16 protein-coding genes and 4 pseudogenes are annotated in these 21,286 nt (G+C 63.5%); 12 read left to right on the top strand and 8 right to left on the bottom strand.

Annotated features, from left to right (window positions below; genetic code table 11):
• Nucleotides 1-11: 11 nt before the first annotated feature.
• On the top strand, nt 12-893 hold the full coding sequence (gene uraD, locus HCN58_RS02405; RefSeq protein WP_171577756.1) for a 2-oxo-4-hydroxy-4-carboxy-5-ureidoimidazoline decarboxylase: 882 nt from the start codon (nt 12-14) through the stop codon (nt 891-893).
• A 143-nt stretch (nt 894-1,036) separates the two neighbouring features.
• On the opposite strand, the gene HCN58_RS02410 is transcribed toward uraD, so the two are convergent.
• Nucleotides 1,037-2,431 carry a nucleobase:cation symporter-2 family protein gene (locus tag HCN58_RS02410; protein ID WP_171577757.1) on the bottom strand — a complete coding sequence of 465 codons (1,395 nt, stop codon included), beginning with the start codon at nt 2,429-2,431 and terminating at the stop codon, nt 1,037-1,039.
• Between the two features lie 169 nt (nt 2,432-2,600).
• Here HCN58_RS02410 and pucL point away from each other — a divergent pair, with 169 nt between their 5' ends.
• Nucleotides 2,601-3,443, top strand: a complete 843-nt coding sequence (pucL, locus tag HCN58_RS02415) for a factor-independent urate hydroxylase (RefSeq protein WP_171577758.1) — start codon at nt 2,601-2,603, stop codon at nt 3,441-3,443.
• 55 nt (nt 3,444-3,498) lie between these two features.
• Nucleotides 3,499-4,779 (top strand): allantoate amidohydrolase, encoded by a 1,281-nt coding sequence (locus tag HCN58_RS02420; RefSeq protein ID WP_171577759.1) that lies wholly within the window; start codon nt 3,499-3,501, stop codon nt 4,777-4,779.
• 5 nt (nt 4,780-4,784) lie between these two features.
• Here the strand turns inward: HCN58_RS02420 and HCN58_RS02425 are convergent, their stop codons facing one another.
• The gene (locus HCN58_RS02425) at nt 4,785-5,390 is read right to left on the bottom strand and encodes a YybH family protein (protein ID WP_235983305.1); all 606 of its coding nucleotides are present in this window, start codon (nt 5,388-5,390) and stop codon (nt 4,785-4,787) included.
• A 100-nt stretch (nt 5,391-5,490) separates the two neighbouring features.
• Here HCN58_RS02425 and HCN58_RS02430 point away from each other — a divergent pair, with 100 nt between their 5' ends.
• The 3 genes from HCN58_RS02430 to HCN58_RS02440 all read left to right on the top strand — a co-directional run bounded on the left by HCN58_RS02430 (nt 5,491) and on the right by HCN58_RS02440 (nt 9,028).
• Nucleotides 5,491-6,492, top strand: a complete 1,002-nt coding sequence (locus tag HCN58_RS02430; RefSeq protein ID WP_171577760.1) for a LysR family transcriptional regulator — start codon at nt 5,491-5,493, stop codon at nt 6,490-6,492.
• A 176-nt stretch (nt 6,493-6,668) separates the two neighbouring features.
• Nucleotides 6,669-7,379 (top strand): cysteine hydrolase family protein, encoded by a 711-nt coding sequence (locus HCN58_RS02435; protein ID WP_171577761.1) that lies wholly within the window; start codon nt 6,669-6,671, stop codon nt 7,377-7,379.
• Complete coding sequence (locus HCN58_RS02440) at nt 7,376-9,028, top strand: regulator (RefSeq protein ID WP_171577762.1); 1,653 nt, start codon at nt 7,376-7,378, stop codon at nt 9,026-9,028. The genes HCN58_RS02435 and HCN58_RS02440 overlap by 4 nt, the downstream gene beginning before the upstream one ends.
• 112 nt (nt 9,029-9,140) lie before the next feature.
• On the opposite strand, the gene HCN58_RS02445 is transcribed toward HCN58_RS02440, so the two are convergent.
• A complete protein-coding gene (locus HCN58_RS02445) occupies nt 9,141-9,995 on the bottom strand; it encodes a VOC family protein (RefSeq protein ID WP_171577763.1) in 855 nt (284 codons plus the stop codon).
• 73 nt (nt 9,996-10,068) lie between these two features.
• Between HCN58_RS02445 and HCN58_RS02450 the strand changes: the two genes are divergently transcribed.
• Nucleotides 10,069-11,373: an NAD(P)/FAD-dependent oxidoreductase gene (locus HCN58_RS02450; RefSeq protein ID WP_171577764.1), complete on the top strand. Its 1,305-nt coding sequence runs from the start codon at nt 10,069-10,071 to the stop codon at nt 11,371-11,373.
• Between the two features lie 48 nt (nt 11,374-11,421).
• Here the strand turns inward: HCN58_RS02450 and HCN58_RS02455 are convergent, their stop codons facing one another.
• The 4 genes from HCN58_RS02455 to HCN58_RS02470 are packed head-to-tail and all read right to left on the bottom strand — an operon-like array spanning nt 11,422 to nt 16,503.
• Nucleotides 11,422-13,053: an ABC transporter ATP-binding protein gene (locus tag HCN58_RS02455; protein ID WP_171577765.1), complete on the bottom strand. Its 1,632-nt coding sequence runs from the start codon at nt 13,051-13,053 to the stop codon at nt 11,422-11,424.
• On the bottom strand, nt 13,050-13,880 hold the full coding sequence (locus HCN58_RS02460) for an ABC transporter permease (RefSeq protein ID WP_171577766.1): 831 nt from the start codon (nt 13,878-13,880) through the stop codon (nt 13,050-13,052). The genes HCN58_RS02455 and HCN58_RS02460 overlap by 4 nt, the downstream gene beginning before the upstream one ends.
• 4 nt (nt 13,881-13,884) lie before the next feature.
• Nucleotides 13,885-14,862, bottom strand: a complete 978-nt coding sequence (locus HCN58_RS02465; RefSeq protein WP_171577767.1) for an ABC transporter permease — start codon at nt 14,860-14,862, stop codon at nt 13,885-13,887.
• 24 nt (nt 14,863-14,886) lie between these two features.
• The gene (locus HCN58_RS02470) at nt 14,887-16,503 is read right to left on the bottom strand and encodes an ABC transporter substrate-binding protein (protein ID WP_171577768.1); all 1,617 of its coding nucleotides are present in this window, start codon (nt 16,501-16,503) and stop codon (nt 14,887-14,889) included.
• A gap of 426 nt (nt 16,504-16,929) precedes the next feature.
• On the opposite strand from HCN58_RS02470, the gene HCN58_RS02475 reads away from it, so the two are divergent.
• Nucleotides 16,930-17,229: an HU family DNA-binding protein gene (locus HCN58_RS02475; RefSeq protein ID WP_057851696.1), complete on the top strand. Its 300-nt coding sequence runs from the start codon at nt 16,930-16,932 to the stop codon at nt 17,227-17,229.
• 191 nt (nt 17,230-17,420) lie between these two features.
• Here the strand turns inward: HCN58_RS02475 and HCN58_RS02480 are convergent, their stop codons facing one another.
• Nucleotides 17,421-18,188, bottom strand: a complete 768-nt coding sequence (locus tag HCN58_RS02480; RefSeq protein ID WP_235983307.1) for an SDR family oxidoreductase — start codon at nt 18,186-18,188, stop codon at nt 17,421-17,423.
• Between the two features lie 297 nt (nt 18,189-18,485).
• On the opposite strand from HCN58_RS02480, the pseudogene HCN58_RS02485 reads away from it, so the two are divergent.
• From HCN58_RS02485 to HCN58_RS02500, 4 pseudogenes are all read left to right on the top strand, one after another.
• Nucleotides 18,486-19,343 (top strand): annotated as a pseudogene (locus HCN58_RS02485) (ABC transporter substrate-binding protein); the annotation flags it as partial.
• A pseudogene (locus HCN58_RS02490) lies at nt 19,341-19,899 on the top strand (ABC transporter permease); the annotation flags it as partial. The pseudogenes HCN58_RS02485 and HCN58_RS02490, both read left to right, overlap by 3 nt.
• Nucleotides 19,893-20,689: pseudogene (locus HCN58_RS02495) on the top strand (ABC transporter ATP-binding protein). The pseudogenes HCN58_RS02490 and HCN58_RS02495, both read left to right, overlap by 7 nt.
• Nucleotides 20,683-21,282, top strand: a pseudogene (locus HCN58_RS02500) (acyl-CoA dehydrogenase family protein); the annotation flags it as partial. The pseudogenes HCN58_RS02495 and HCN58_RS02500, both read left to right, overlap by 7 nt.
• Nucleotides 21,283-21,286: the final 4 nt, after the last annotated feature.

The following is a 21,286-nucleotide window of genomic DNA, read 5'->3' on the forward strand; positions in this document are numbered from 1 at the left end:
GCAGGTCGATCTTGAAAGAGCTTTCCGATCTAAATCATTGCAGCCAGGACGAGTTCGTCGCCGCGCTCGCCAACGTTTTCGAGCATTCGCCGTGGGTGGCCGAGGCGGCAGCCGTGCTGCGGCCGTTTGCAGGCATCGGCCCGCTGTTCGCGGCGATGACGGCTGCGGTCGACCGCGCGCCGCACGAGGCGCTGATGACGCTGATCCGGGCGCATCCCGATCTCGCCAACAAGACCCAGCGCGCCACAGGCCTCACCGCGGAATCCTCCGCCGAGCAGGACAGCGTCGGCCTCGACCGGCTGTCGGATGCCGAATATGAGGCCTTCGAGCGCGCCAACAGCGCCTACCGCGCCAAATTCGGATTTCCCTACATCGTCTGCGTCCGCCGCCACACCCGCGATTCCATTCTTCGCGATTTCGAGCGCCGTCTGCCGAACGACGCGAAAGCCGAGATGCGGACGGCGATTGCGGAAATTTGCCGGATTGCGGCGCTCCGCCTAGACCAGCTTGTGGTTTCCGATGACCGGCTGCCGGTGCATGGACGGCTGTCGACCCATGTGCTGGATACGCACAGCGGCAGGCCCGCGGTGGGGATTTCGATTGAACTCACGGAATTATCCGAACTCGGCACGTCACGCGTCGTGGCGCGGGCCCTCACCAACAGCGATGGCCGCACCGATCAGCCTCTGATCGGCGGGCGCCCGGTGCCGATCGGGCGCTACGAGCTCATGTTTCGCGTGGGCGGCTATTTTGCCGGCCGCAATGTGCCGACCTCCGATCCCCCGTTTCTCGATCGGATTCCCTTACATTTTTCGGTGAGCGATCCCGAAGGCCATCTCCACGTGCCGCTGCTGGTAACGCCTTGGAGTTATGCGACGTATCGGGGGAGCTAGAGTCGTAGGGTGGGCAAAGCCAACGGGTCGCGCGAACGCGCGCCCGATGACAGACTCCGCGTGCCCACCACTCAAGAAGACGGTTGCGGACATAGGGCGGGTACGGCGCAAGTGCGCCTTTGCCAACCCTATGAACCGCCACACTAGTGCGTCGCGGTTGCCGCCGCTGTCGCAGCATCCGCCTCCGCTGCCGTCTTGCCGCCCACTCCGTTGAAGAACGCGTTCAGCGTCACCGCCACCATCGCGCTGAGCAGGATACCCGACTCGAGCAGCGGGTGGAGTTCGTGCGGCAAGTTCTTGAAGAAATTGGGCGAGACCAGCGGGATCATGCCGAAGCCGACCGATATCGCCACTACGAACAGATTATAGCGGTTGTTCTTGAAATCGACCGCGGTGAGAATCCGCGCGCCGGTGGCCGCCACCATGCCGAACATCACGAGGCCGGCGCCGCCGAGCACCACCAGAGGCACCGCCTCGACCAGCGCCGCCATCTTCGGCACGAGCCCGAGCAGCAGCAAAATGCCGCCGCCGGCGATCGTCACCCAGCGCGAGCGCACCCCGGTGACGCCGACGAGTCCGACATTCTGCGAGAACGACGTGTAGGGAAAGGTATTGAATAGCCCGCCCAGGAGCGTGCCGACGCCGTCGGCCCGCAATCCGCGGGTCAGCGCCTCGCGATCCAATATCTTGCCGGTGATCTCGCCAAGCGCCAGGAACATGCCGAGCGATTCGATCATCACCACGATCATCACGATGCACATGGTGATAACGGGGACGAGTTGGAATTTCGGCAGCCCAAAATGCAGCGGCAGCACGATCGCCGCCCATGGCGCAGCAGCGACCTTCTCGAAATGCATCACGCCGAGCGCGGCTGCGAGGATCGCGCCGGCGACGATGCCGAGCAGCACCGCGACATTGGCGACGAAACCGGAGCCCCATTTGATCAGGCCGAGGATGACGAGCAGCACGAACAATGCAATGCCGAGGCCTCGCAACTGGCCGTAGCCGGGATTGGGGAATGCGCCCGGCACGCCATCGACGATCTTGGTCAAGGTCGGCAGGCCGCCGCCGGCCCAGTTGATGCCGACCCGCATCAGCGAAATGCCGATCACCAGGATGATGGTCCCGGTCACGACGGGCGGAAACAGCGGCAACAGCCGGCTGATGAACGGCGCGGCAAGGATGGCGAAAATTCCGGCCGAGATCACCGAGCCGTAAATGCCGAGCAGGCCGATGTCGGGCGCGGCAGCCATCGCCAGCATCGGGCTGACGGAGGCAAAGGTGACGCCCATCATCACCGGCAGGCGGATACCGACGCCGGGGAAGCCGACGCATTGCACGAGGGTGGCGATCCCGCAGGCGAAAAGATCCGCGCTGATCAGGAACGCGACATCTTCCGGCGGCAGCTTCAGCGCCCGGCCGATGATCAGCGGCACGGCAACCGCGCCGGCATACATTACCAGCACATGCTGCAGGCCGAGCGCCAGCAAGCGTGGCGTCGGCAAAATCTGGTCGACTGGATGGACTTCGCTGCTCATGTTCGGACCCCCCTGATGCAGGCCTCCCGGCCCGCCTTAACCGATACAAGGCTCGTGCCAGAAGCTCGTCCCCGGAGCCTTGCCCTGTGGCACGAAGGTTGCTCAATATTGCAACCATACCGGGCGATCGTAGTCCCGGCAAATTTCCGCGTTGAACGGGAGGCCCCGCATGCCGCTGATCAAGAACCGATACGGGAAGGGCCGCGTCCGGGTCATGCGGATTCACCGGGACGGCGACCGCCATGAGGTTAGCCAGCTCAGCATCAAGGCGATGATGGAAGGCGACTTTGCCCGCGCCTACACCCGTGCCGATAATTCCACCTCAGTGGCAACCGACACCATCAAGAACATCGTCAATGTCGTCGCGCGCGAGAACACCGGCCTCTGCACCGAGGAATTCTGCCAGGTACTGGCGAAGCGATATCTTGACACCTATCCGCAGATCGCCTCGGTTGCGATATCAGCCCATGAGACCAAATGGCGTCGCTTGAGCTTTGGCGGCAAGCCGCATCCCCACAGCTTTGTGCTCGACAACAATGGCAGGCCGTTCGTCGAGGTCGCGGCCGCGCGGGTCGGGCCGTCGACCTTGGCCTCCGGCATCGACGGGTTCGCCTTCATGAAGTCAACGCAGTCCGGCTGGGAGAATTATCCGCGGGATCGCTACACCACGTTGCCGGAAACCGCCGACCGCATGTGCGCGACCAGCATGGTCGCGTCCTGGAAATGGTCGGGCAAGCCGTCGAACTATCCGGCGGCCAACACGAAGATTATGGATACCGTGCTCGAAGTGTTCAGCACGACCTACAGCATGAGCGTGCAGGACAGCCTCTACCGGATGGGCGAGGCGGCGCTGGCGGCGGTGCCCGAGATCTCGGAAATCAGCATGGCATGCCCCAACATGCACTTCATCCCGATGAACCTGTCGGCTTTCGGGCTCGATAACAACAACGACGTTTTCCTGCCGACCGACGAGCCCCATGGCCAGATTGAGTGCACGGTGGGAAGGGGTTAAAAGGCCCCTCCACAATTTCGGAAGGCGCCGCTCGCGGCGCCTTCATTGGAACAGCATGAACGAGATACAGACGGCCAGTGGCGGGACGGCGCGATCACGGCTCGGCGATGAAATCGTAAGCCGGATCAACCAGCTCGGAATGATTTCCGAGACACCGGAGCATCTGGCGCGGATCTTCCTCTCGCCTGAGCATCGGACCGCCGCCGATCTCATTCTGTCCTGGATGCGGGATGCCGGAATGGAAGCGCATCTCGATGCCATCGGCAATGTCTGCGGCCGTTACGAAGGCGACCGCCCAGGACTGCCCTGCCTGATGCTGGGTTCGCATTACGATACCGTGCGCGACGCCGGCAAATGGGATGGGCCGCTCGGCGTGATCACGGCGATTGCCTGTGTTGGTGACCTGAACCGGCGCGGCGTGCGGCTGCCATTCGCGATCGAAGTCGTCGGTTTCGCCGACGAAGAGGGCGTCCGGTTTGCCTCCACGCTGCTCGGCAGCCGGGCGGTCGCGGGCACCTTCGACGCAAGCGTGCTCGACGCGCGCGATCGTGACGGTGTCTCAATGCGCGACGCGATGGTGCAGTTTGGCCTCGATCCTGGCCAGATCAGTGCGGCGGCGCGTACCCGCCGCGAATTGCACGCCTATGTCGAGCTGCACATCGAGCAGGGGCCGGTGCTGGAAGCACAAGACATTCCTGTCGGCGTGGTGACGGCGATCGCAGGCGCCACGCGGCTCGCCGCAAGTCTCTCCGGCATGGCCGGCCATGCCGGCACGGTCCCGATGGCGCTGCGGCGCGATGCGCTGGCGGGCGCTGCCGAATGCATCGTCGCGGTCGAGCAGTTCTGCAAGGCCGAGGGCGCGGGCCTGGTCGGCACCGTCGGCGTCATCACCGCCCTGCCGGGCGCGACCAACGTGATCCCGGGACGGGCGTCGTTCACGCTCGACATCCGCGCGCCGACCGATCCGCACCGCACGCGCGCCGTCGCCGAGATCATGCGGCAGATCGAGGCGATCGCGAAGCATCGAGAACTGTCGCTACAGATCGACGTCACCCATGAAAACCGCACGGTGCCCTGCGCGCCGTGGCTGAAAGCGCAGGTCGCGGAAGCGGTTGCGGCCGAAGGCTATGGCGTGTTCGAACTGCCGAGCGGGGCGGGGCATGACGGCATGGCGATGATCGATATCGCCGATGTCGCCATGCTGTTCGTCCGCTGCCGGGGCGGCATCAGCCATAACCCGGCCGAGCATGTCGAACTTGCCGACGCGGACGGCGGCGCCCGGGTATTGCTGCGGCTGATCGAGAATTTCCGGCCACTGGAGGCAGCAAGGACCTGAACTTGTTACCGCCCGTCGAGATTTGCGCCGCGGGCCAGCGCGGCCGCAGTCTCAAGCCCGACAGGGCGAACGAGCGGGTCGGCATGGCGGTGAACCAGCCACCACTCCGCGCCTTGCCTGCGGTAGACCTGCGTCACGCGCAGCGACCAGTCCTGGTCCGGCAAGCCGCCGACTTCCCCGTGCTCACGTTCGATCATCGCAAGCACGACTAGATTGCCTGACGCGTAAGTTTCGACGAGTTCGAGTTTGGCATCGCCATTCCTGAAGTAGCTGGCCAGCCGCGCCAGCCGCTCGGGACTCATTTCGAAGCCCCGGCTGGCTTCACCGCCAAACGGCTGCATCAGGGTAAAGTCATCAGGGATGCGCACCAGGCCGGACCATCTGTCCACGTCGCCACGCATGAAGGCCGAAGCCTGAGCTTCGGTTTTCCTGACCAGATCGCCAAGTTCCTGCTTCGAAATTGGCGAAACTGGCTCCTGGGCAGCACTGGCGGACAGCGGCATTGCGAGCGCGGCCTTGAGCGCTGTGCGCCTCCAGAAGCCGTTCTCCCAGAAGCGGCCGGGCTTTCTTTTGGGCCGGCCGCGATTCATCCAATGGCCCGATTTGAACATTTTCGGTATCCTTCCAATCAAGTTGGGCCGGCGACTGACCGGCGATACGTCCCAAATCTCATTTCAATCATCTTGAATCCAGTGATATGATTTCAGCATTATGCTGAACCAGATTGACCTCTCGCGGATCGATCTCAACCTGCTTGTGCTGTTCGAGATCGTCTTTCAGGAGCGGCATGTCGGCCGGGCGGCGGAGCGGTTGCACCTTTCAGCGTCGGCCATCAGTCATGGCCTTGGCCGGCTGCGAGCGCTGCTCGGCGATCCCTTGTTTCTTAGGACTCCGAAGGGCGTCGTTCCAACGGAGCGTGCCTGCCAGCTCGCAACGTCGGTGGCCGAAATCCTCGCGCGTATCCGCGGCGTTGTTTCGACAGCCACTCCGTTTGATCCGCGGCATTCAACCCGCCGCTTCGTCATTGGCGCGCCGGACGGGATTTCGTCGGTAATCCTGCATCCGCTGCTGGAGACGCTGCGTGAAGTGGCGCCGGGAGTCGATGTGGGCATCCGGCAGCTCCTGCCGGCGCAAGGCTTCACCGCGCTCCATCTTGCGTGGAAGGACGCGGTGAAGGAGGTCGAAGACCGGACAATCGATATCGCGATCATACCTCTCGACGACGTTCCGGTCCGTTTCCATAAGCAGACCCTGTACGAGGAAGAGTTCGTCGTTGCCGTGCGCAAGGGCCATCCGTTCCAGCGCACTCCGACCCTGAAGCGCTATTGCGAGATGGAGCATCTCGTCGTTTCGCACACCGGCGATGTTTCCGGTTTCGTGGATGTCGAGCTCGCAAAGCTAGGCCTGACGCGGCGCGTGGCCCTGACCGTGCCAAATTTCACTTTCGCAGTTTCCGTGCTGGCCGGAACTGAGATGGTCTCCGCGCTGCCGAGACGGTTTCTGGAGGTCCATGGCGCCCGCTTCGACGTCGTGGCCATCGAGGCGCCGCTGCCATTGCCGCGCTTCTCGATCAACATCGTCCTTCCGAAAGTGGCGATGATGGATACCGGTCTTGCCTGGCTGGTCCAGTTGCTCGCGCAGGTGCGAACAGGAAAGGGTGGATCGTCGGTCCGTCGATCGGGCAAGCGTCATCGTAGCTTGCACAGCGAATGAGCAACTGCTCGCCTGCGATGCGCTCGATGAAGGCGACACGCGATCAGTATCAGCGGATAACGGACTGACATTACAACCGATTCTTTCCAGGCTCATCGCCGGGCGCCATTGTACACAATGGCACGCGCCTTGCTTGACCAGCCCCAACGAGTTCTCTCGTTCGGGGCGCGCACGTCATGGCGAACTCAGCAAAGCTCGCAGCGGAGCCGGAGCCGATCGAACTCGATTGGGCGGCGACCGCGCTTCTCATCATCGACATGCAGCGCGACTTCTTGGAGCCGGGCGGCTTCGGCGAGACGCTCGGCAACGACGTCAGCCAGCTTGCGCGAGCGGTGAAGCCGATTGCCGCGGTGCTGGATGCGGCGCGCGCGACCGGCATGCTGGTCATTCATACCCGCGAAGGTCATCTGCCCGATCTGTCGGATGCACCGCCGGCCAAGGTCGAGCGCGGCGCGCCGTCCTTGCGCATCGGCGATCCCGGCCCGATGGGCCGCATTCTCGTTCGCGGCGAACCCGGCCACGACATCATTCCCGAACTCTATCCGCTCGACAGCGAGATCGTGATCGACAAGCCGGGCAAGGGCGCGTTCTACGCCACCGACCTTGGCATCGTCTTGCAGCGCTACGGCATCGAGAACCTGTTGGTCTGCGGCGTCACCACCGAGGTCTGCGTCAACACCACCGTGCGCGAGGCCAACGACCGCGGCTATCGCTGCGTGGTGCTATCAGATGGCTGCGCGTCCTATTTTCCCGAATTCCACGAGATGGGCCTGAAAATGATCAAGGCCCAGGGCGGCATCTTCGGCTGGGTCTCGGACTCGGCCGCGGTGCTCAGGGCAATTTCACCGGAGATTTCGACAACGGCAGTAACGGGGGGATTGCGATGAGCACGACGGGTACGGCAACGACATCAGGTTTCAAGCCAGCCTTGTGGACGTCGGGCGACTGGAACGCGCTGTTCGGTTTCGGCACCAACATCCTCGTCAACATGCTGGTGCTGACCGGGCTGTTGCGCTTCGTGCTGAAGATGCCTGATACGATCGTGTTCGGCCGCATCCTGCCGGCACTCGGCCTGATGATGTGCCTGTCGACGTTCTATTACGCGTATCTCGCCTACCGGCTGGCGCAGAAGACCGGGCGCAACGACGTCTGCGCGCTGCCGTCGGGCGTCAGCGTGCCGCACATGTTCATCGTCACCTTCGTGATCATGCTGCCGATCACGCTCAAGACCGGCGATCCCGTCAAGGGCTGGTCGGCGGGCCTGGTCTGGGTGTTCTTCCAGAGCTTTATCCTGATGATCGGCGGTTTCATCGCGCCGTACATTCGCAAGGTCACGCCGCGCGCGGCGCTGCTAGGCACGCTCGCCGGAGTCTCCGTCACCTTCATCTCAATGCGCCCGGCGCTGGAAATGTACATGACGCCGCAGATCGGTCTGGTGTGTTTTGCCATTATTTTGGTGAGCTGGTTCGGTGGTGTGAAATATCCGAAGGGTATTCCGGCCGGCCTTGTCGCCATCGCCGTCGGCATGCTCATCGCCTGGGGCTCCAACCTGTTCGGCCTTGGGCTCGGCGGCCTGAGCCTGACGGGCGTCGGCGATGCCTTTGCAAATTTCGGCTTCTCGGTGCCATTGCCCGCCTTCGGCCATGTCTTCTCCGGCTTCGAATTCCTCGGCATCATCCTGGTGACCGCGATCCCGTTCGGCATCTACGATCTCGTCGAAGCCATGGACAATGTCGAAAGCGCGGAAGCGGCCGGCGACGAATATCCGACCACGCGCGTGCTCACCGCCGACGGCGTCGTCAGCCTGATCGGCTGCCTGATGGGTAATCCCTTCATCAACGCGGTCTATATCGGCCATCCCGGCTGGAAAGCGATGGGCGGGCGCATCGGCTATTCGGCGGCGACCGGCATCATGGTGGTGCTGCTAAGCTGGTTCGGCATCATCTCGGTCTTGCTGGCGCTGGTGCCTGTCGTCGCGATCTCACCGATCTTGCTTTATATCGGCATGCTGATCGGAGCGCAGGCGTTCCAGACCACACCGGTCAAGCACGCGCCCGCCATCGTACTGGCGCTGACGCCGCATCTCGCCGCGTGGGCAAAACTACAGATCGATACCATGCTGGGATCGACGATCGCGGCCGCGCAGGCCGTCGGCGGTCTCGCCGCCGACAAGATCGACGCGGTCAAGGCCGCGGCTATATCAGCGCTGCCCCAGCAAGGCGTACTCTATCGCGGGCTGGAGGTGATGGGCGGCGGCTCGATCCTCGCCGGCCTCGTGCTCGGCGCGATCGGCGTGTTCGTGATCGAGCGCGACTTCATGAAGGCGTCAGTCTTTGCGCTGGCCGGCGCGGTCATGACCTATTTCGGCTTCATGCACGGCGAAGCGGTCGGCGTCGGCGGCGGTCTCGGCGTGACACCGGGCGTGGCGCTTGCTTACGCTGTGATGGCGACGGGGTTGTTTGCGCTGGCGAAGACCAATCCGAGTACGGATTACAGAGCGCATCCGCAGGTGCCCGCAGCGGCGCCGGCGGAGTGATCGCTACCCTCATGGTGAGGAGGCGCGCAGCGCCGTCTCGAACCATGAGGCCCGGCTGGCGGCCTCATCCTTCGAGACGCGCTTCGCGCTCCTCAGGATGAGGCTCGCACGTTCACGCCTTCACGAACACAAGCATCGTGCCGTTGCCTTCGGCCGGCGGCACCACCACGCCATCAGCGCTCTTGACGCCGACAGCGCCGAGCGCCTTCTCCGCGGCTGCGAGATCGGCCTCGATCACCAGCCCGGCGCCGCCGCGCTCGGGCAGGCCTGCCAGCGATACGCCCGGATAGCGTGTGCCGAGCTGGGTCTTTGTGAGGAATACGAAGTCGGCACGGTCGCCGCCCGAGGGGACCGCAATGACGCCGTCCGGTTCGACCCGTGCCTCACGATCGATCATGCTCGCGAGTTGCGCGGCGTCGTCTGCCGGCTCCGGGGTGACGATCAGCACCTGCTTCAGGCGCTTGGCACCGTTGGCATGCTGCATCAGTTCGGGAATCCACACCGTCTCGCGCGTCTTGTGCTGGCAGGCAAAGATGCGCACGCCGCCCGGCGCCTCCGCCGTCGGCCATTGGAACGTGCGAAACTTGGCCGCAGATATCGTGCCATCGGGCATCGTCACCGGCCGTTCGAAATCGGTCGGTCCAATCGGTGGATAGCCGCGCGCGCGAATTTCTTCCGCGCCTAAAGCCGAATCCACCGCCGTGAACGCGATGCGCTCGATGCCCTCGCCATTCTTTTCCAGATACGCCCGCGCCGGAGCATTATGTTCTGTCGGCGTCAGCACGCCAAGCAATTCCATATAGTCGGGGTCAAACATGATGGTGTAGTTGCCCGATCCCATATGCGCGCTGTGGGTGCCGCGCGGCGACACGGTGAAGCCGAGCCGCTTGTAGTTTTCGGCGGCTTTGTCGAGATCTCTCACCATGACCACGGCGTGATCGATTCCGATGACGTTTTTGAGTGCCACTCTTTTGTTCCCCGGCATGATTAAGCGTATTAAGCTAAGCAGAACGATCAGGCGCCTGCAAGAAAGGATCACAATGAATACGAGCAACGTCCGCTGGCCCGACTCACTGTGGGCAGCCGTGATGCCATCGGGGCCTGATTTACCGGAACTGATCGGCTCGCAGCAGGCCGATGTCATCGTGATCGGCGGCGGCTTCACCGGTCTTTCCACCGCGCTGCATCTGCGCGAGGCGGGCGTCGATGTCGCAATCGTCGAAGCTGCAGAGCCGGGCTGGGGCGCGTCCGGGCGCAACAATGGCCAGGTGATTCCGACGCTGTCTCGGCCTGATCCAGAGGACATTGTCAAAAAACACGGCGCGGCCGGCGAACGTTTCGTCGGCATGTTGCGCGACAGCGCTTCATACCTGTTCGACGTGACGAGGCGCTACAATATCGCCGCCGAGGGAGAACAGGCCGGTTGGGTTCAACCGGTGCATTCGCCCGGCCGCATCAAGATTGCGGAACGGCGCGTGCGGCAGTGGTCAAAATTCGGCGCGCCCGTGGAGTTGCTGTCGCGCGAGCAGACGCGGGACATGCTCGGCTCCGATGCATGGTTCGGCGGCTTCTGCAACAAAACCGGCGGCCACATCAATCCGCTGGCGCTCGCCCGCGGTCTCGCGCGCACCGTGCTCGGCCTCGGCGGCCGCATCTACGCGCGCTCGCCGGCGGAAAGTTTTGAGCGACGGGGCGACCGCTGGGTGGTCAAGACAGCGAAGGGCGAGATTTCCGGCCGGGCACTTGTCGTGGCGAGCAATGCCTATAGCGGCGAGTTCTCGAAATCGCTGGTACCTGAGATTGCGCGCGAGGTGATGCCGGTGCTGTCCTGGCAAATGGCGACGCAACCGTTGTCGGATAACGTCCGCAAGACCATTATTCCCGGACGGCAGGCGATGTCGGATACCCATGGTGAACTGTATTTCGCGCGCTATGACGCGCGAAACCGTCTCGTCACCGGCGGCGCGGTGATCGGCCCCGGCAACAAGGTGCAGCGGATCAAGGCGCGCGTCACCGAGCGCTTGCAACGGCTATGGCCGCACATCGGCGAGGTCTCGTTCGACTACGTCTGGAATGGCTATGTCGGCATGACCACTGACTTTTTGCCGCGCATCCACAAGCTCGGCCCTAATGCCTATGGGTGGACCGGCTGCAACGGCCGTGCGGTGGCGCTGACCATTCCGCTCGGCAATGAACTGGCCAAGGCCGTCCGCGGCGTGCCGGAGAACGAACTGGCGTTGCCGTTTACCGAGCCAGTGCCCGTCGTCGCCCACGGCATCCTGCGCAAGCTCGCGCCACTGATGCTGCTGGTCTATCGCCGCCGCGACGCCAAGGAGATGGCGTGACTTGCTACTCCCTAGCCCCGATCTTCGCAGGGAGAGGGATTAGATGCGCTACACCGCCTCCGTCGCATGTTCGCGCGCGAACGCACCCCCGGGAATCGAATCGAGCAGCGCCCGCGTATACGGATGCTGCGGATTCCCGAACACTTCGCCCGCGAGTCCGTGTTCCACGACTTCCCCATCCTTCATGACAGCGACGAGGTCGCAGATTTGCGCGGCGACGCGCAGATCATGGGTGATGAAGACGATGGAGAGTCCGAGCCGCTGACGCAATCCAGCAAGCAGCTTCAGCACCTGCGCCTGCACCGAGACGTCGAGCGCCGACACCGGCTCGTCGGCGATCAGCACGTCCGGCTTCAGCGCCAGCGCACGTGCCAGCCCGATGCGTTGGCGCTGGCCGCCGGAGAATTCGTGCGGATAGCGGTCGCCGGCAGAAGGATCGAGCCCGACCAGCGCGAACAGCTCTTTGGCATCCGCAATTGCCTTTGCCCGCGGCGTGCCGTGCACGATTGGCCCCTGCGCTACCAGTTCGGCCGCCTTGCGGCGCGGATTGAGCGAGGCGAACGGGTCCTGAAACACCATTTGGATATGCCGCGTCTCGCGGCGCACTTCTTCACGCGGCATTTTTGCCCAGTCGCTACCGTCGAGCACGATGGAGCCGACATCCGGATCGATCAGCCGCACGATGCAGCGCGCCAGCGTCGATTTGCCCGAACCGGACTCGCCGACGATGCCGAGCGTCGCGCCGCGCGGCAGGTTAAGCGACACGTGCTTCACGGCCGCCGTCACCCGCGCGCCACGCCCGAGAAAACCGCCGGTGCGATAGGTCTTCGAGACATCTGTGATCGTCAGGATGTTGTCGGAGGCAAGCGCCCGCGGGGGAGGCGCGTTCAGTGGCGGCACGGCGGCGATGAGCTGTTTGGTATAGGCGTGCTGGGGATGGTGCAGCACGTCGGAAGCCGTACCCTGCTCGACAATAACGCCGTGCTGCATCACCACGACGCGGTCGGCGATCTCAGCCACTACGCCGAAATCATGGGTGATGAACATGACCGCCGTCCTGCGGCGCTGCTGCAGGTCGCGGATCAGTTTTAGGATTTGCGCCTGCGTCGTGACATCAAGGGCCGTGGTAGGTTCGTCGGCAATCAGGAGTTTCGGGTCGAGCGCCAGCGCCATCGCGATCATGGCGCGCTGCCGCTGGCCGCCGGAGAGTTCGTGCGGGTAGGCTTTCGCCGCCAGCTTCGGATCGGGAATCCGCACGTCGGCGAGCAGGGCCAGTACTTTCGCGCCGATCTCCGCCTTCGACAATTCGGTATGGATCGAGAACATCTCGGCGATCTGGTCGCCGATGGTGCGCAGCGGATTAAGCGCCGTCATCGGCTCCTGGAAAATCATGGCAATGCCGGCGCCGCGTACCTCGCGCATTTCCGCGATCGACGCCTTGCAGAGATCGCGACCCTCGAACATCACCCGGCCGCCGTCGATCGTCACCTCGTTGGGCAGCAGCCGCATGATCGCATTCGCCATCATTGACTTGCCGGAGCCGGATTCGCCGACCACGCAGAGGATCTCGTTCGAGGCGATTTCGAGTGACACGTTCGACAGCGCATGCGCGCGGTCGGCGCCGCGGGGCAGGCGTACGCCCAACTGCTCGAGCGACAGGATGGTCTCTGTCCCGCTCATCGGCCCTTCAACCTCGGGTTAAGCGCGTCGTTGAGGCCCTGGCCGACCAGCGACACCGCGAGCACGGTGACCAGGATGGCGATGCCGGGGATCGCCGAGACGTACCACTGCACCCGCAGCACGTCGCGGCCGAGGCCGATCAAATTACCCCAGGATGCCACGTTGGGATCGGAAAGGCGCAGGAAGGCGAGAGCGCTTTCGAGGAGTATCGCGACCGCCATCACCACGCTGGCATAGACGATGACCGGGGGCAGCGCATTGGGCAGGATCTCGCCGAAAATCAGCTGAATATTCTTCATGCCGAGTATCCGGCCGGCCTGGACGAATTCGCGGTTGCGCAGCGACAAAAATTCCGCGCGGGTCAGCCGCGCCGGCGCCGGCCACGACACCACGCCGACCGCGATGGTGACCGTCGTCAGCGTCGAGCCGAACACCGCGACCAGCACCAAAAGCAGCACGAAATTCGGCAGCGTCTGGAATGCTTCGGTGATCCGCATCAAGACGTTGTCGACCCAGCCGCCGTAATAGCCGGCGAAGGCGCCGACCAGGATTCCGATCAGGATCGCAATTGCGGTTGCGACGCCGCCGATCAACAGCGAGATCCGCGCGCCGTAGAAAATCTGGGCGGCGATGTCGCGGCCGGAATTGTCGGTGCCGAGCAGGAACCGCGGATTGGAGAACGGCCAGATCAGCGGCCGGCCGGCGAGCGCCAGCGGATCGCGCGGATAGAGCCAGCCCGCCGAGATCGCCATCGCGACCACGATCACGAGCAGGATCAGGCCAGCGACCGCGGCGGGACTTCGGAAATAGCGCTTGACCGCATCCATGGCGTCAGCCCTCGGCCGTGATGCGCGGATCGAGCCGCGCATAGATCAGGTCGACGATGAAGTTCACGGTGATGACGAGCAGCGCCGAGACGAAGACGATCCCGAGCAGCGTGTTGAGGTCGCGCTGCACCACGGACTCGTAGGCGAGCCGCCCGAGCCCCGGCAGCGAGAACACGCTTTCGACCACGACCGATCCGCCGAGCATCGTTCCGGCCTGCAGTCCGATCAGCGTGACCATCGGCAAGAGCGCATTGCGCAACACGTGCCGCGTCACCACGCGCGTCTCGTCGAGACCTTTTGCGCGTGCAGTTCGGACATAATCGAGGTTCAGCACTTCCAGTATCGAGGCGCGCATGATGCGCAAATAGATCGCCAGAAAAATCAGCCCGAGTGTCAGCGTCGGCAGCACGAGGTGGCTCGCGATGTCGAAGACGCGCCAGATGCCGGTCCGGACCGTTCCGATGTCCTCGAACCCTCCTGGCGGCAGCCATTGCAGATAGACCGAGAACACAACGATGGCCATCAGGCCGAACCAGAATGAGGGCGTGGCGTAGAAGATCAGGCCCAGCGTGGAGATCAGCGTATCCGGCCAGCGGTTGACGCCGCGCGCGGCAATCACCCCGAACACCAGCCCGAAGAAGAACGCGAACGACAGCGAAGCGGTCATTAAAAGGATCGTCGGCGGCAGCCGCTCCAGAATGACGGTGGCCACCGGCTTGCCATAGATCGAGGAGAAGCCGAGGTCGAGCCGCACCAGCCGCCAGAGATAATTGCCAAGCTGGGCGGGAATCGAAAGGTCGAGCCCATAGAATTTGCGCAGCTCCTTGGCGGTCGCGGCATCGCCGCCGCCCATCTGCGCCATCATGGCATCGACCGTGTCACCCGGTGCGAACTGCAGCAGCAGAAACACGCCGATCAGGATCAGGATCAAGGTCGGGATCGAGGCGGCAAGCCGCCGCCCCGCAAGGCCAAGGATGCGCATAGACCTATCTTGGCTGATATCGGCTTAAGCCGAAAGCCAAAGATCGTGCCAGCTCGTCGAACCCCAGCGCGGGGTGTTGGAATGATTGCGTGCCTTCGCCGTAATCGTGGTGACGAAAATCTGCTCGATCGGCATCCAGACCGGCAGCTCCGTATTCACCTCCTTGACGAACTGGGCGTAGAGCGCCTTGCGCTTGGCCGGATCGACTTCGGTCGCGGCATCATCGATGGTCTTGTCGACATTCGGGTCCTGCCAGCCCCACTGGTTGGTCCAGGGCGCGCCCTTGGGCTGGCCCGAGCGATACCAGACCGTGGTCGAGACGGCAGGATCGTTGCGGTACTGGTGCCAGCCAGTGGCGAGATCGAAGGCGTGCTCGTCATAAACCTGCTTGAGGAAGCCGCCGCCGTCGTTGCGCACGATCTCGATCGGGATGCCGACCTCGCCGAGCGATTGCTGGATGAAAGTCGACCACAGCGAGATGTCCTCGCCCCACGGCGCAGGCAACAGTTTTAGCGTGAAGCGCGTGCCGCCCGTGCCCGGCTTGAAGCCGGCTTCATTCAGCAGCGCGACAGCCTTGGCCTTATCGTAGGGATATTGCGGCGTGTTCGGCCCCGGATAGAAATCGGTCGAGGTCGAAGGGATCGGCCCGGTGCCTAGCTTGGCGAAATCGCCGAGAAAGTTCTCGATGAAGAACGGCACATTGATCGCATGCGCGATCGCCCGGCGAACCCTGATGTCGGACAGTTCCTTGCGGCGGAAGTTGAACTCCAGCGTATTGGTCCGCGCGTTGCCTTCGTTGCCCTTGGTCGAGACGATGAAGCGCTTGTCCTTGGAAAGCCGCGCCAGGTCCGAGAGAGTCAGCCCGGAGAACGGCGAGTAATGCAGCTCGCCTGCTTCCATCTGAGCCGCCGCCGCGGAGCGGTCGGTGATCACGCGCCACACGATGCGGTCGAGATAGGGCGCGTTGGGACGCCAGTAGTTCTCGTTGCGGTCGGCGATGACATATTGCCCGCGCTCATATTTGACGAACTTGAACGGCCCGGTGCCGACCGGCGCGAGGTTGGTCGGGTTCTGCCTGATATCGCCGCTCCCATAGAGGTGCTTGGCCGAGATATAGCCGAGGTCGGGCAGGGCGCGGAGCAGGAGGTTCAGCGGCATTGGCCGCTCGTATTTGAAAATCGCGGTCTGGGCGTCCGGCGTTTCCACCGCGGTGAGGAAGAGCTGTAGCGTCGATCCGTAATTGAGGATCTTCTTCCACATGTTCATGGCGGTGAATTCGACGTCGGCCGAGGTGAACGGCTTTCCGTCGTGCCAGGTAATGCCCTTGCGCAGCTTGAATATCACCGTCTTGCCGTCGGGCGAGGCTTCCCAGCTTTCCGCCAGCACGCCGACCGGCTGGCCGTTGGCGTCGAGATCGACGAGGTTCTCCTGGATCTTGCCGCCGATGATGTAGACGCCGGTGGAAGCCTGGATACTGGGATTAAGCTGGCGCTGCTCGGCGCCGTAATGGACGTTGAACACGCCGCCCTTGCGCGGCGCTTCCTGCGCAAAGGCCCGCATCGGATTGACCACGTTGGTCGCGATGGCCGCCGACGTCAGCAGTACGTTGCGGCGATTGATCTCAAGGCGCGTCAGATCCATGCGAAGTCTCCGAACAAGTATTAGATGGCGGACCGTTCACGCGTCCGCCTTGGGCCGGATGTTACGATGGAAGCGGAACGCGAGTCATTTTCAAATCGCCGCGCGGCCCGGAAAATCCTTCCAGAAAACAACGTGCTCACCGGCTGATCGAGTTGCCTATTTTCGCGCGTGGAAACCATATCGCGGCTCGCCAGAATAGAGGTGGAGCGGCGGGAGCAGTCTGGGATTGCCGGGAAAGCGCCCGAACAAGGTGCCTCAAACCCCTTAAAAACAGGCTCCTGCGGCTCCGGAGGCCTGAAATTCAGCGAAAAATTGGACGAATCACTGCAACTCGACTAGCGAGATAGTTGTGCAGAATGTCGGAAACCCTGTTTTTTAGGCGTTTTCCGCCATATCGTCGCCTGTGCCAGAATCAATGGAGCAACCATGGCCACCCAAATGTCTAAGTCGCAGCTCATCGAGAAGATCGCGACCACCACCGAAGTTTCTAAGAAAGAGGTCAAGAACGTGATGGACACGCTCGTTGACGTCGGTCACAAGGAACTGAAGAAGAACGGGGTATTCCTCGTCCCCGGCTTCGCGAAGTTTGTCGTGGTCAAGAAGCCGGCGACCAAGGCTCGGAAGGGCACCAACCCCTTTACGGGCGAGGAAATGATGTTCAAGGCCAAGCCGGCCCGCAAGATCGTCCGGGCCCGGCCGGTCAAGGCTGCCAAGGACGCGGTTTAATCTTGAATCTCCCTCGCCCGCTCTTGCGGGGAGAGGGTTGGGGTGAGGGGCTGCCTCCGCGATCTCTCTAGGAGAGGTGTTCGCGGAGAGTCCCCCTCACCCGAAATTCAAGCTGCGTTTGAATTTCGACCTCTCCCCGCGGGCGAGGCGAGGTCGATCTGAGCGTGTCGCGCCTTCAGCGCCTAAAGCGCCTACACCACCGGCGACCGGCCGCCATCGACATTGATGGCGGTGCCGGTGATGAACGATCCCTGCTCGGAGGCGAGGAAGCAGGCCAGGTTGGCGAATTCCTCCGCCGTGCCGATGCGCCCGAGCGGGGTGCCCTTGGCGAGGTTCTTGGCAAACACCTCGAAGTCCATATCGGGCGCCTGCGCCGCGTGCCGCTTCACCCATTGATCGCTCATGATCAGGCCGACCAGCATGGCGTTCACCAGAATGTTGTGCTCGCCGCCTTCGCTCGCCATCACCTTGGTCAGCGCCATGCCGGCTGCCCGGGAGACCGAGGTCGGCGCCGACGAGGCCGCCGGCGCCTTGGCGTAGGTGTTGAGCACGTTGATGATGCGGCCCCATTTGCGCGCCTTCATGCCCGGCCAGACCAGCCGGCTGAAGCGGACAGCGGCGAACAATTTGAGGTCGAGGTCCTCCTGCCAGGCCTCGTCAGAGATGTTCTCGAACGCCATCGTCCGCGCCGTGCCTGCGTTGTTGACGAGGATGTCGATGGGGCCGAGGTCGGCGACAATCTTTGCATGCGCCTTCGCAATGTCTGATGCCTTCGAGACGTCGCAGACGTAATCGCGCACTTTGAGACCGTCTTTGGCGAGCAGCTCCCGCGCCGCCGCCAGGTCGGCTGCGCCGCGTGCGAGGATCGCGACTCTCGCGCCGGAGGCGGAAAATCGCCGCGCGACGGCGAGCCCAATTCCCTTACTGCCGCCGGTGACGACGGCGACTCTGTCCTTCATCGTGACTTGCATGTTGTTCTGCCTGTTAATTGAGCTGGAAGTCGTCGCTCGAAAACCGTTCGAGCGTCGGAGGTAAGGAACAGGGAGATAAACTTTCTCTCCGTTTCAACATTCAAAATTCCATTTTATTGACGATCCCATTGTTGCCGCGCATCATCGCAGCGTCAACTTCAGCGGAACGAGAAGCAGAAACTCTCGTCGGGACTGAAGCAATTTCAACAAATCACGGTGCCAGGCGGCAGCGCGCTTGCGCGTTGCGCGAGCGTGATCGCGCGCTTGCTGCAAAGGAGAAGAAGAATGTCGCAAAACAAGCAACACGGCAGACAGGCGCTGAACCGGCGCGCGCTGTTGCGCTCCGGCGCAGCCGCAGCCCTGGCGGCGCCGCTCGGCGTTTCGGCGCGCAGGCATTTCCGTTCCGCCCCGCAACGCCGGCGATCGACTTCTCGCAATTTCCCATCTGCAGAACGGCATCGGATACGCCGCTATCAGGCGCACCGCGCAAGCTGAAGCTTTCATGGAATGCGGGCGCGGTTTGCCTCGCGCCGGTTCCCGTCGCAATCGATTACGGCTTCTTCCAGAAGCAGAACCTCGACATCGAACTCGTCAATTACAGCGGCTCGACGGACCAGCTCCTGGAAGCGATCGCCACCGGCAAGAGCGATGCTGGGCTTGGCATGGCGTTGCGCTGGCTGAAGCCACTCGAACAGGGCTTTGACGGCCGGTACGCATGGCGGCTGCATGCGCGTCCTGACACGGACCAATTCCGGCGTGGACAAGCTCGCCGATCTCAAGGGCAAGATCGTCGCCGTTGGCGATCTCGCCGGCCCCGACAAGAACTTCTTCTCGATCAAGCTTGCCAAGCTCGGCATCGATCCCAACAAGGACGTGGACTGGCGGCCTTACCCCGGCAATCTTCTCAATCTCGCGGTCGAGAAGGGTGAGGTTCAGGCGTTCCTGGCGTCAGACCCGCTCGCCCATCTCTGGCTGAAGGACATCCAGTACAAGGAAGTCGCATCCAACCTCGACGGCGAATACCGCGACAAGAGCTGCTGCATCGTCGGCATTCGCGGCAGCCTGGTTCGGGATGAGCCGCAGATCGCCCGTGCGCTCACACGGGCGCTGCTGGATGCCGCGATGTTCACCTCACAAAATCCGGAGCTCGGCGGCTATATCATCGGCGCCACCATCGGGTTTCTGACCGGCGTTTCGATCGGCTGGTCGCGAAGCGTCGGCTATTGGGTGCACCCGGTGCTGCGCGTCATCGGACCACTGCCGGCAACCGCATGGCTTCCGATCGCCTTCTTCACCTTTCCATCGAGCTGGAGCGCGAGCACGTTCCTGATTGCGCTCGCGACCGGCTTTCCCGTGACGGTGCTGACCTGGTCGGGCGTCATTACGACGTCGCGCGCACACTCGGCGCCAAGCCGTCCTTCCTCGTGCTCAAGGTCGCGATTCCGGCGGCGCTGCCGCATGTGTTTGTCGGCCTGTTCATGGGACTCGGATCGTCATTCGCCGTGCTGGTCGTGGCGGAAATGATCGGCGTCAAGGCCGGGCTTGGCTGGTATCTGCAATGGGCGCAGGGCTGGGCGCCTACGCCAACATGTACGCGGCGCTGATCGTGATGTCGCTGTTGTGCTCCGGCGCGATCACGCTTTTGCTTCGGACGCGGGATCGCTTGCTCGTCTGGCAGAAGGGAGTCGTCAAATGGTAGCGCATTCCGCTGCCGAGGTGGTCGCATATCCCGCCGCCGGTGCCGAACTCGATATCGAGAAAGTCAGCCACGCCTTCGATATCGATGGAGCCGCGCTGCCTGTCCTGGAAGATGTCAACCTCTCGATCGAGCCGGGCGAATTCGTCGCGCTGCTCGGTCCTTCCGGCTGCGGCAAGTCGACATTGCTGCGGCTGGTTGCGGGACTGGAAGCGCCGCGCAGCGGGGTGTTGCGCGAGGACGATGTCCGCATCAAGGGGCCGCACCCCTCGCGTGTCGTCGTATTCCAGGATCCGACGCTGTTTCCATGGCGTTCGGTCTGGGACACGTTGCCCTGGGCTTGGAGGCGCAGGGCATCCTGAAAAGCCAGCGTCAGCGGGTCGATGCGGCCATCGATCTGGTCGGGCTTTCCGGCTTCCGCAATGCCTATCCGCATCAGCTCTCGGGCGGCATGGCCCAGCGCGTCGCGCTGACGCGCGCGCTCGTCAACGATCCCAAAATCCTCGTGCTCGACGAGCCGCTCGGCAAGCTCGACTCGCTGACGCGGATCACCATGCAGGCCGAAATCGTCTCGTTGTGGCAACGCAAGCGCTTTACGACACCGCTCGTCACCCACGACGCGGAGGAGGCCCTGTTCCTCGCCAATCGTGTGGTCGTGCTCAGCGACCGGCCGGCGCGCGTCAAGGCGGATATCGCGGTGGAACGGCCTTATCCGCGTCACCGGGGCGACCCCTACCTCGCAGACCTGCGCAAGCAGATCCTTGGCCTGCTCGGACTGGACGCCACATGGTGACAGCGTCGGGCCATATCGCGAGAGAGCCGCAACGGCAGGCTGAGCCGGACCATGTCGCGCGTGCTTCGCTTCTGGCCAAGGCCTTCGCGGAGCGGACGCCGGTCTACGACCGCGACGGCAGTTTTCCGTTCGCTAATTTCGAGGATCTGTCCGAAGCGGGGCTGCTGGCGCTGACGGTCTCGGCAGCGCTCGGCGGGGCCGGCGCGGGCGCCGCGGAGGCGGCACGCATTCTCGGCATTATCGGCAAGGCCGATCCGTCGACCGCTCTGGTGCTGTCGATGCACTACATCCAGCACCTCGTGATGGCGCGCAGTTCGCGCTGGCCCACTCGTCTGTCGCGCAAGCTTGCCCGGGAGACGGTCGACGGCATCGCCCTGATCAACGCGCTTCGCGTCGAACCTGAACTTGGATCGTCGGCGCGGGGAGGACTGCCCGCGAGCATCGCCCGCCGCACCGAAACCGGTTGGCGGCTGGGCGGCCGCAAGATCTATTCGACGGGCGCGCCGATCGGATTCTTTCTTGTTCCGGCAGGCCGTCCGGGAACGCGAATCGTGGAGACCTGGGATCATCTCGGCCTGCGCGCCAGCGGCAGCCAAG

Source organism: Bradyrhizobium australiense, from assembly GCF_013114825.1.
Taxonomy (GTDB): domain Bacteria; phylum Pseudomonadota; class Alphaproteobacteria; order Rhizobiales; family Xanthobacteraceae; genus Bradyrhizobium; species Bradyrhizobium australiense.

Excerpts from the sequence above, each read along its gene's own strand:
- HCN58_RS02410 (WP_171577757.1), bottom strand. The coding sequence starts at position 2,431 with ATGAGCAGCGAAGTCCATCCAGTCGACCAGATTTTGCCGACGCCACGC.
- pucL (WP_171577758.1), top strand. The coding sequence starts at position 2,601 with ATGCCGCTGATCAAGAACCGATACGGGAAGGGCCGCGTCCGGGTCATG.
- HCN58_RS02420 (WP_171577759.1), top strand. The coding sequence starts at position 3,499 with ATGAACGAGATACAGACGGCCAGTGGCGGGACGGCGCGATCACGGCTC.
- HCN58_RS02425 (WP_235983305.1), bottom strand. The coding sequence starts at position 5,390 with ATGTTCAAATCGGGCCATTGGATGAATCGCGGCCGGCCCAAAAGAAAG.
- HCN58_RS02430 (WP_171577760.1), top strand. The coding sequence starts at position 5,491 with ATGCTGAACCAGATTGACCTCTCGCGGATCGATCTCAACCTGCTTGTG.
- HCN58_RS02435 (WP_171577761.1), top strand. The coding sequence starts at position 6,669 with ATGGCGAACTCAGCAAAGCTCGCAGCGGAGCCGGAGCCGATCGAACTC.
- HCN58_RS02440 (WP_171577762.1), top strand. The coding sequence starts at position 7,376 with ATGAGCACGACGGGTACGGCAACGACATCAGGTTTCAAGCCAGCCTTG.
- HCN58_RS02450 (WP_171577764.1), top strand. The coding sequence starts at position 10,069 with ATGAATACGAGCAACGTCCGCTGGCCCGACTCACTGTGGGCAGCCGTG.
- HCN58_RS02455 (WP_171577765.1), bottom strand. The coding sequence starts at position 13,053 with ATGAGCGGGACAGAGACCATCCTGTCGCTCGAGCAGTTGGGCGTACGC.
- HCN58_RS02460 (WP_171577766.1), bottom strand. The coding sequence starts at position 13,880 with ATGGATGCGGTCAAGCGCTATTTCCGAAGTCCCGCCGCGGTCGCTGGC.
- HCN58_RS02465 (WP_171577767.1), bottom strand. The coding sequence starts at position 14,862 with ATGCGCATCCTTGGCCTTGCGGGGCGGCGGCTTGCCGCCTCGATCCCG.
- HCN58_RS02470 (WP_171577768.1), bottom strand. The coding sequence starts at position 16,503 with ATGGATCTGACGCGCCTTGAGATCAATCGCCGCAACGTACTGCTGACG.
- HCN58_RS02475 (WP_057851696.1), top strand. The coding sequence starts at position 16,930 with ATGGCCACCCAAATGTCTAAGTCGCAGCTCATCGAGAAGATCGCGACC.
- HCN58_RS02480 (WP_235983307.1), bottom strand. The coding sequence starts at position 18,188 with ATGAAGGACAGAGTCGCCGTCGTCACCGGCGGCAGTAAGGGAATTGGG.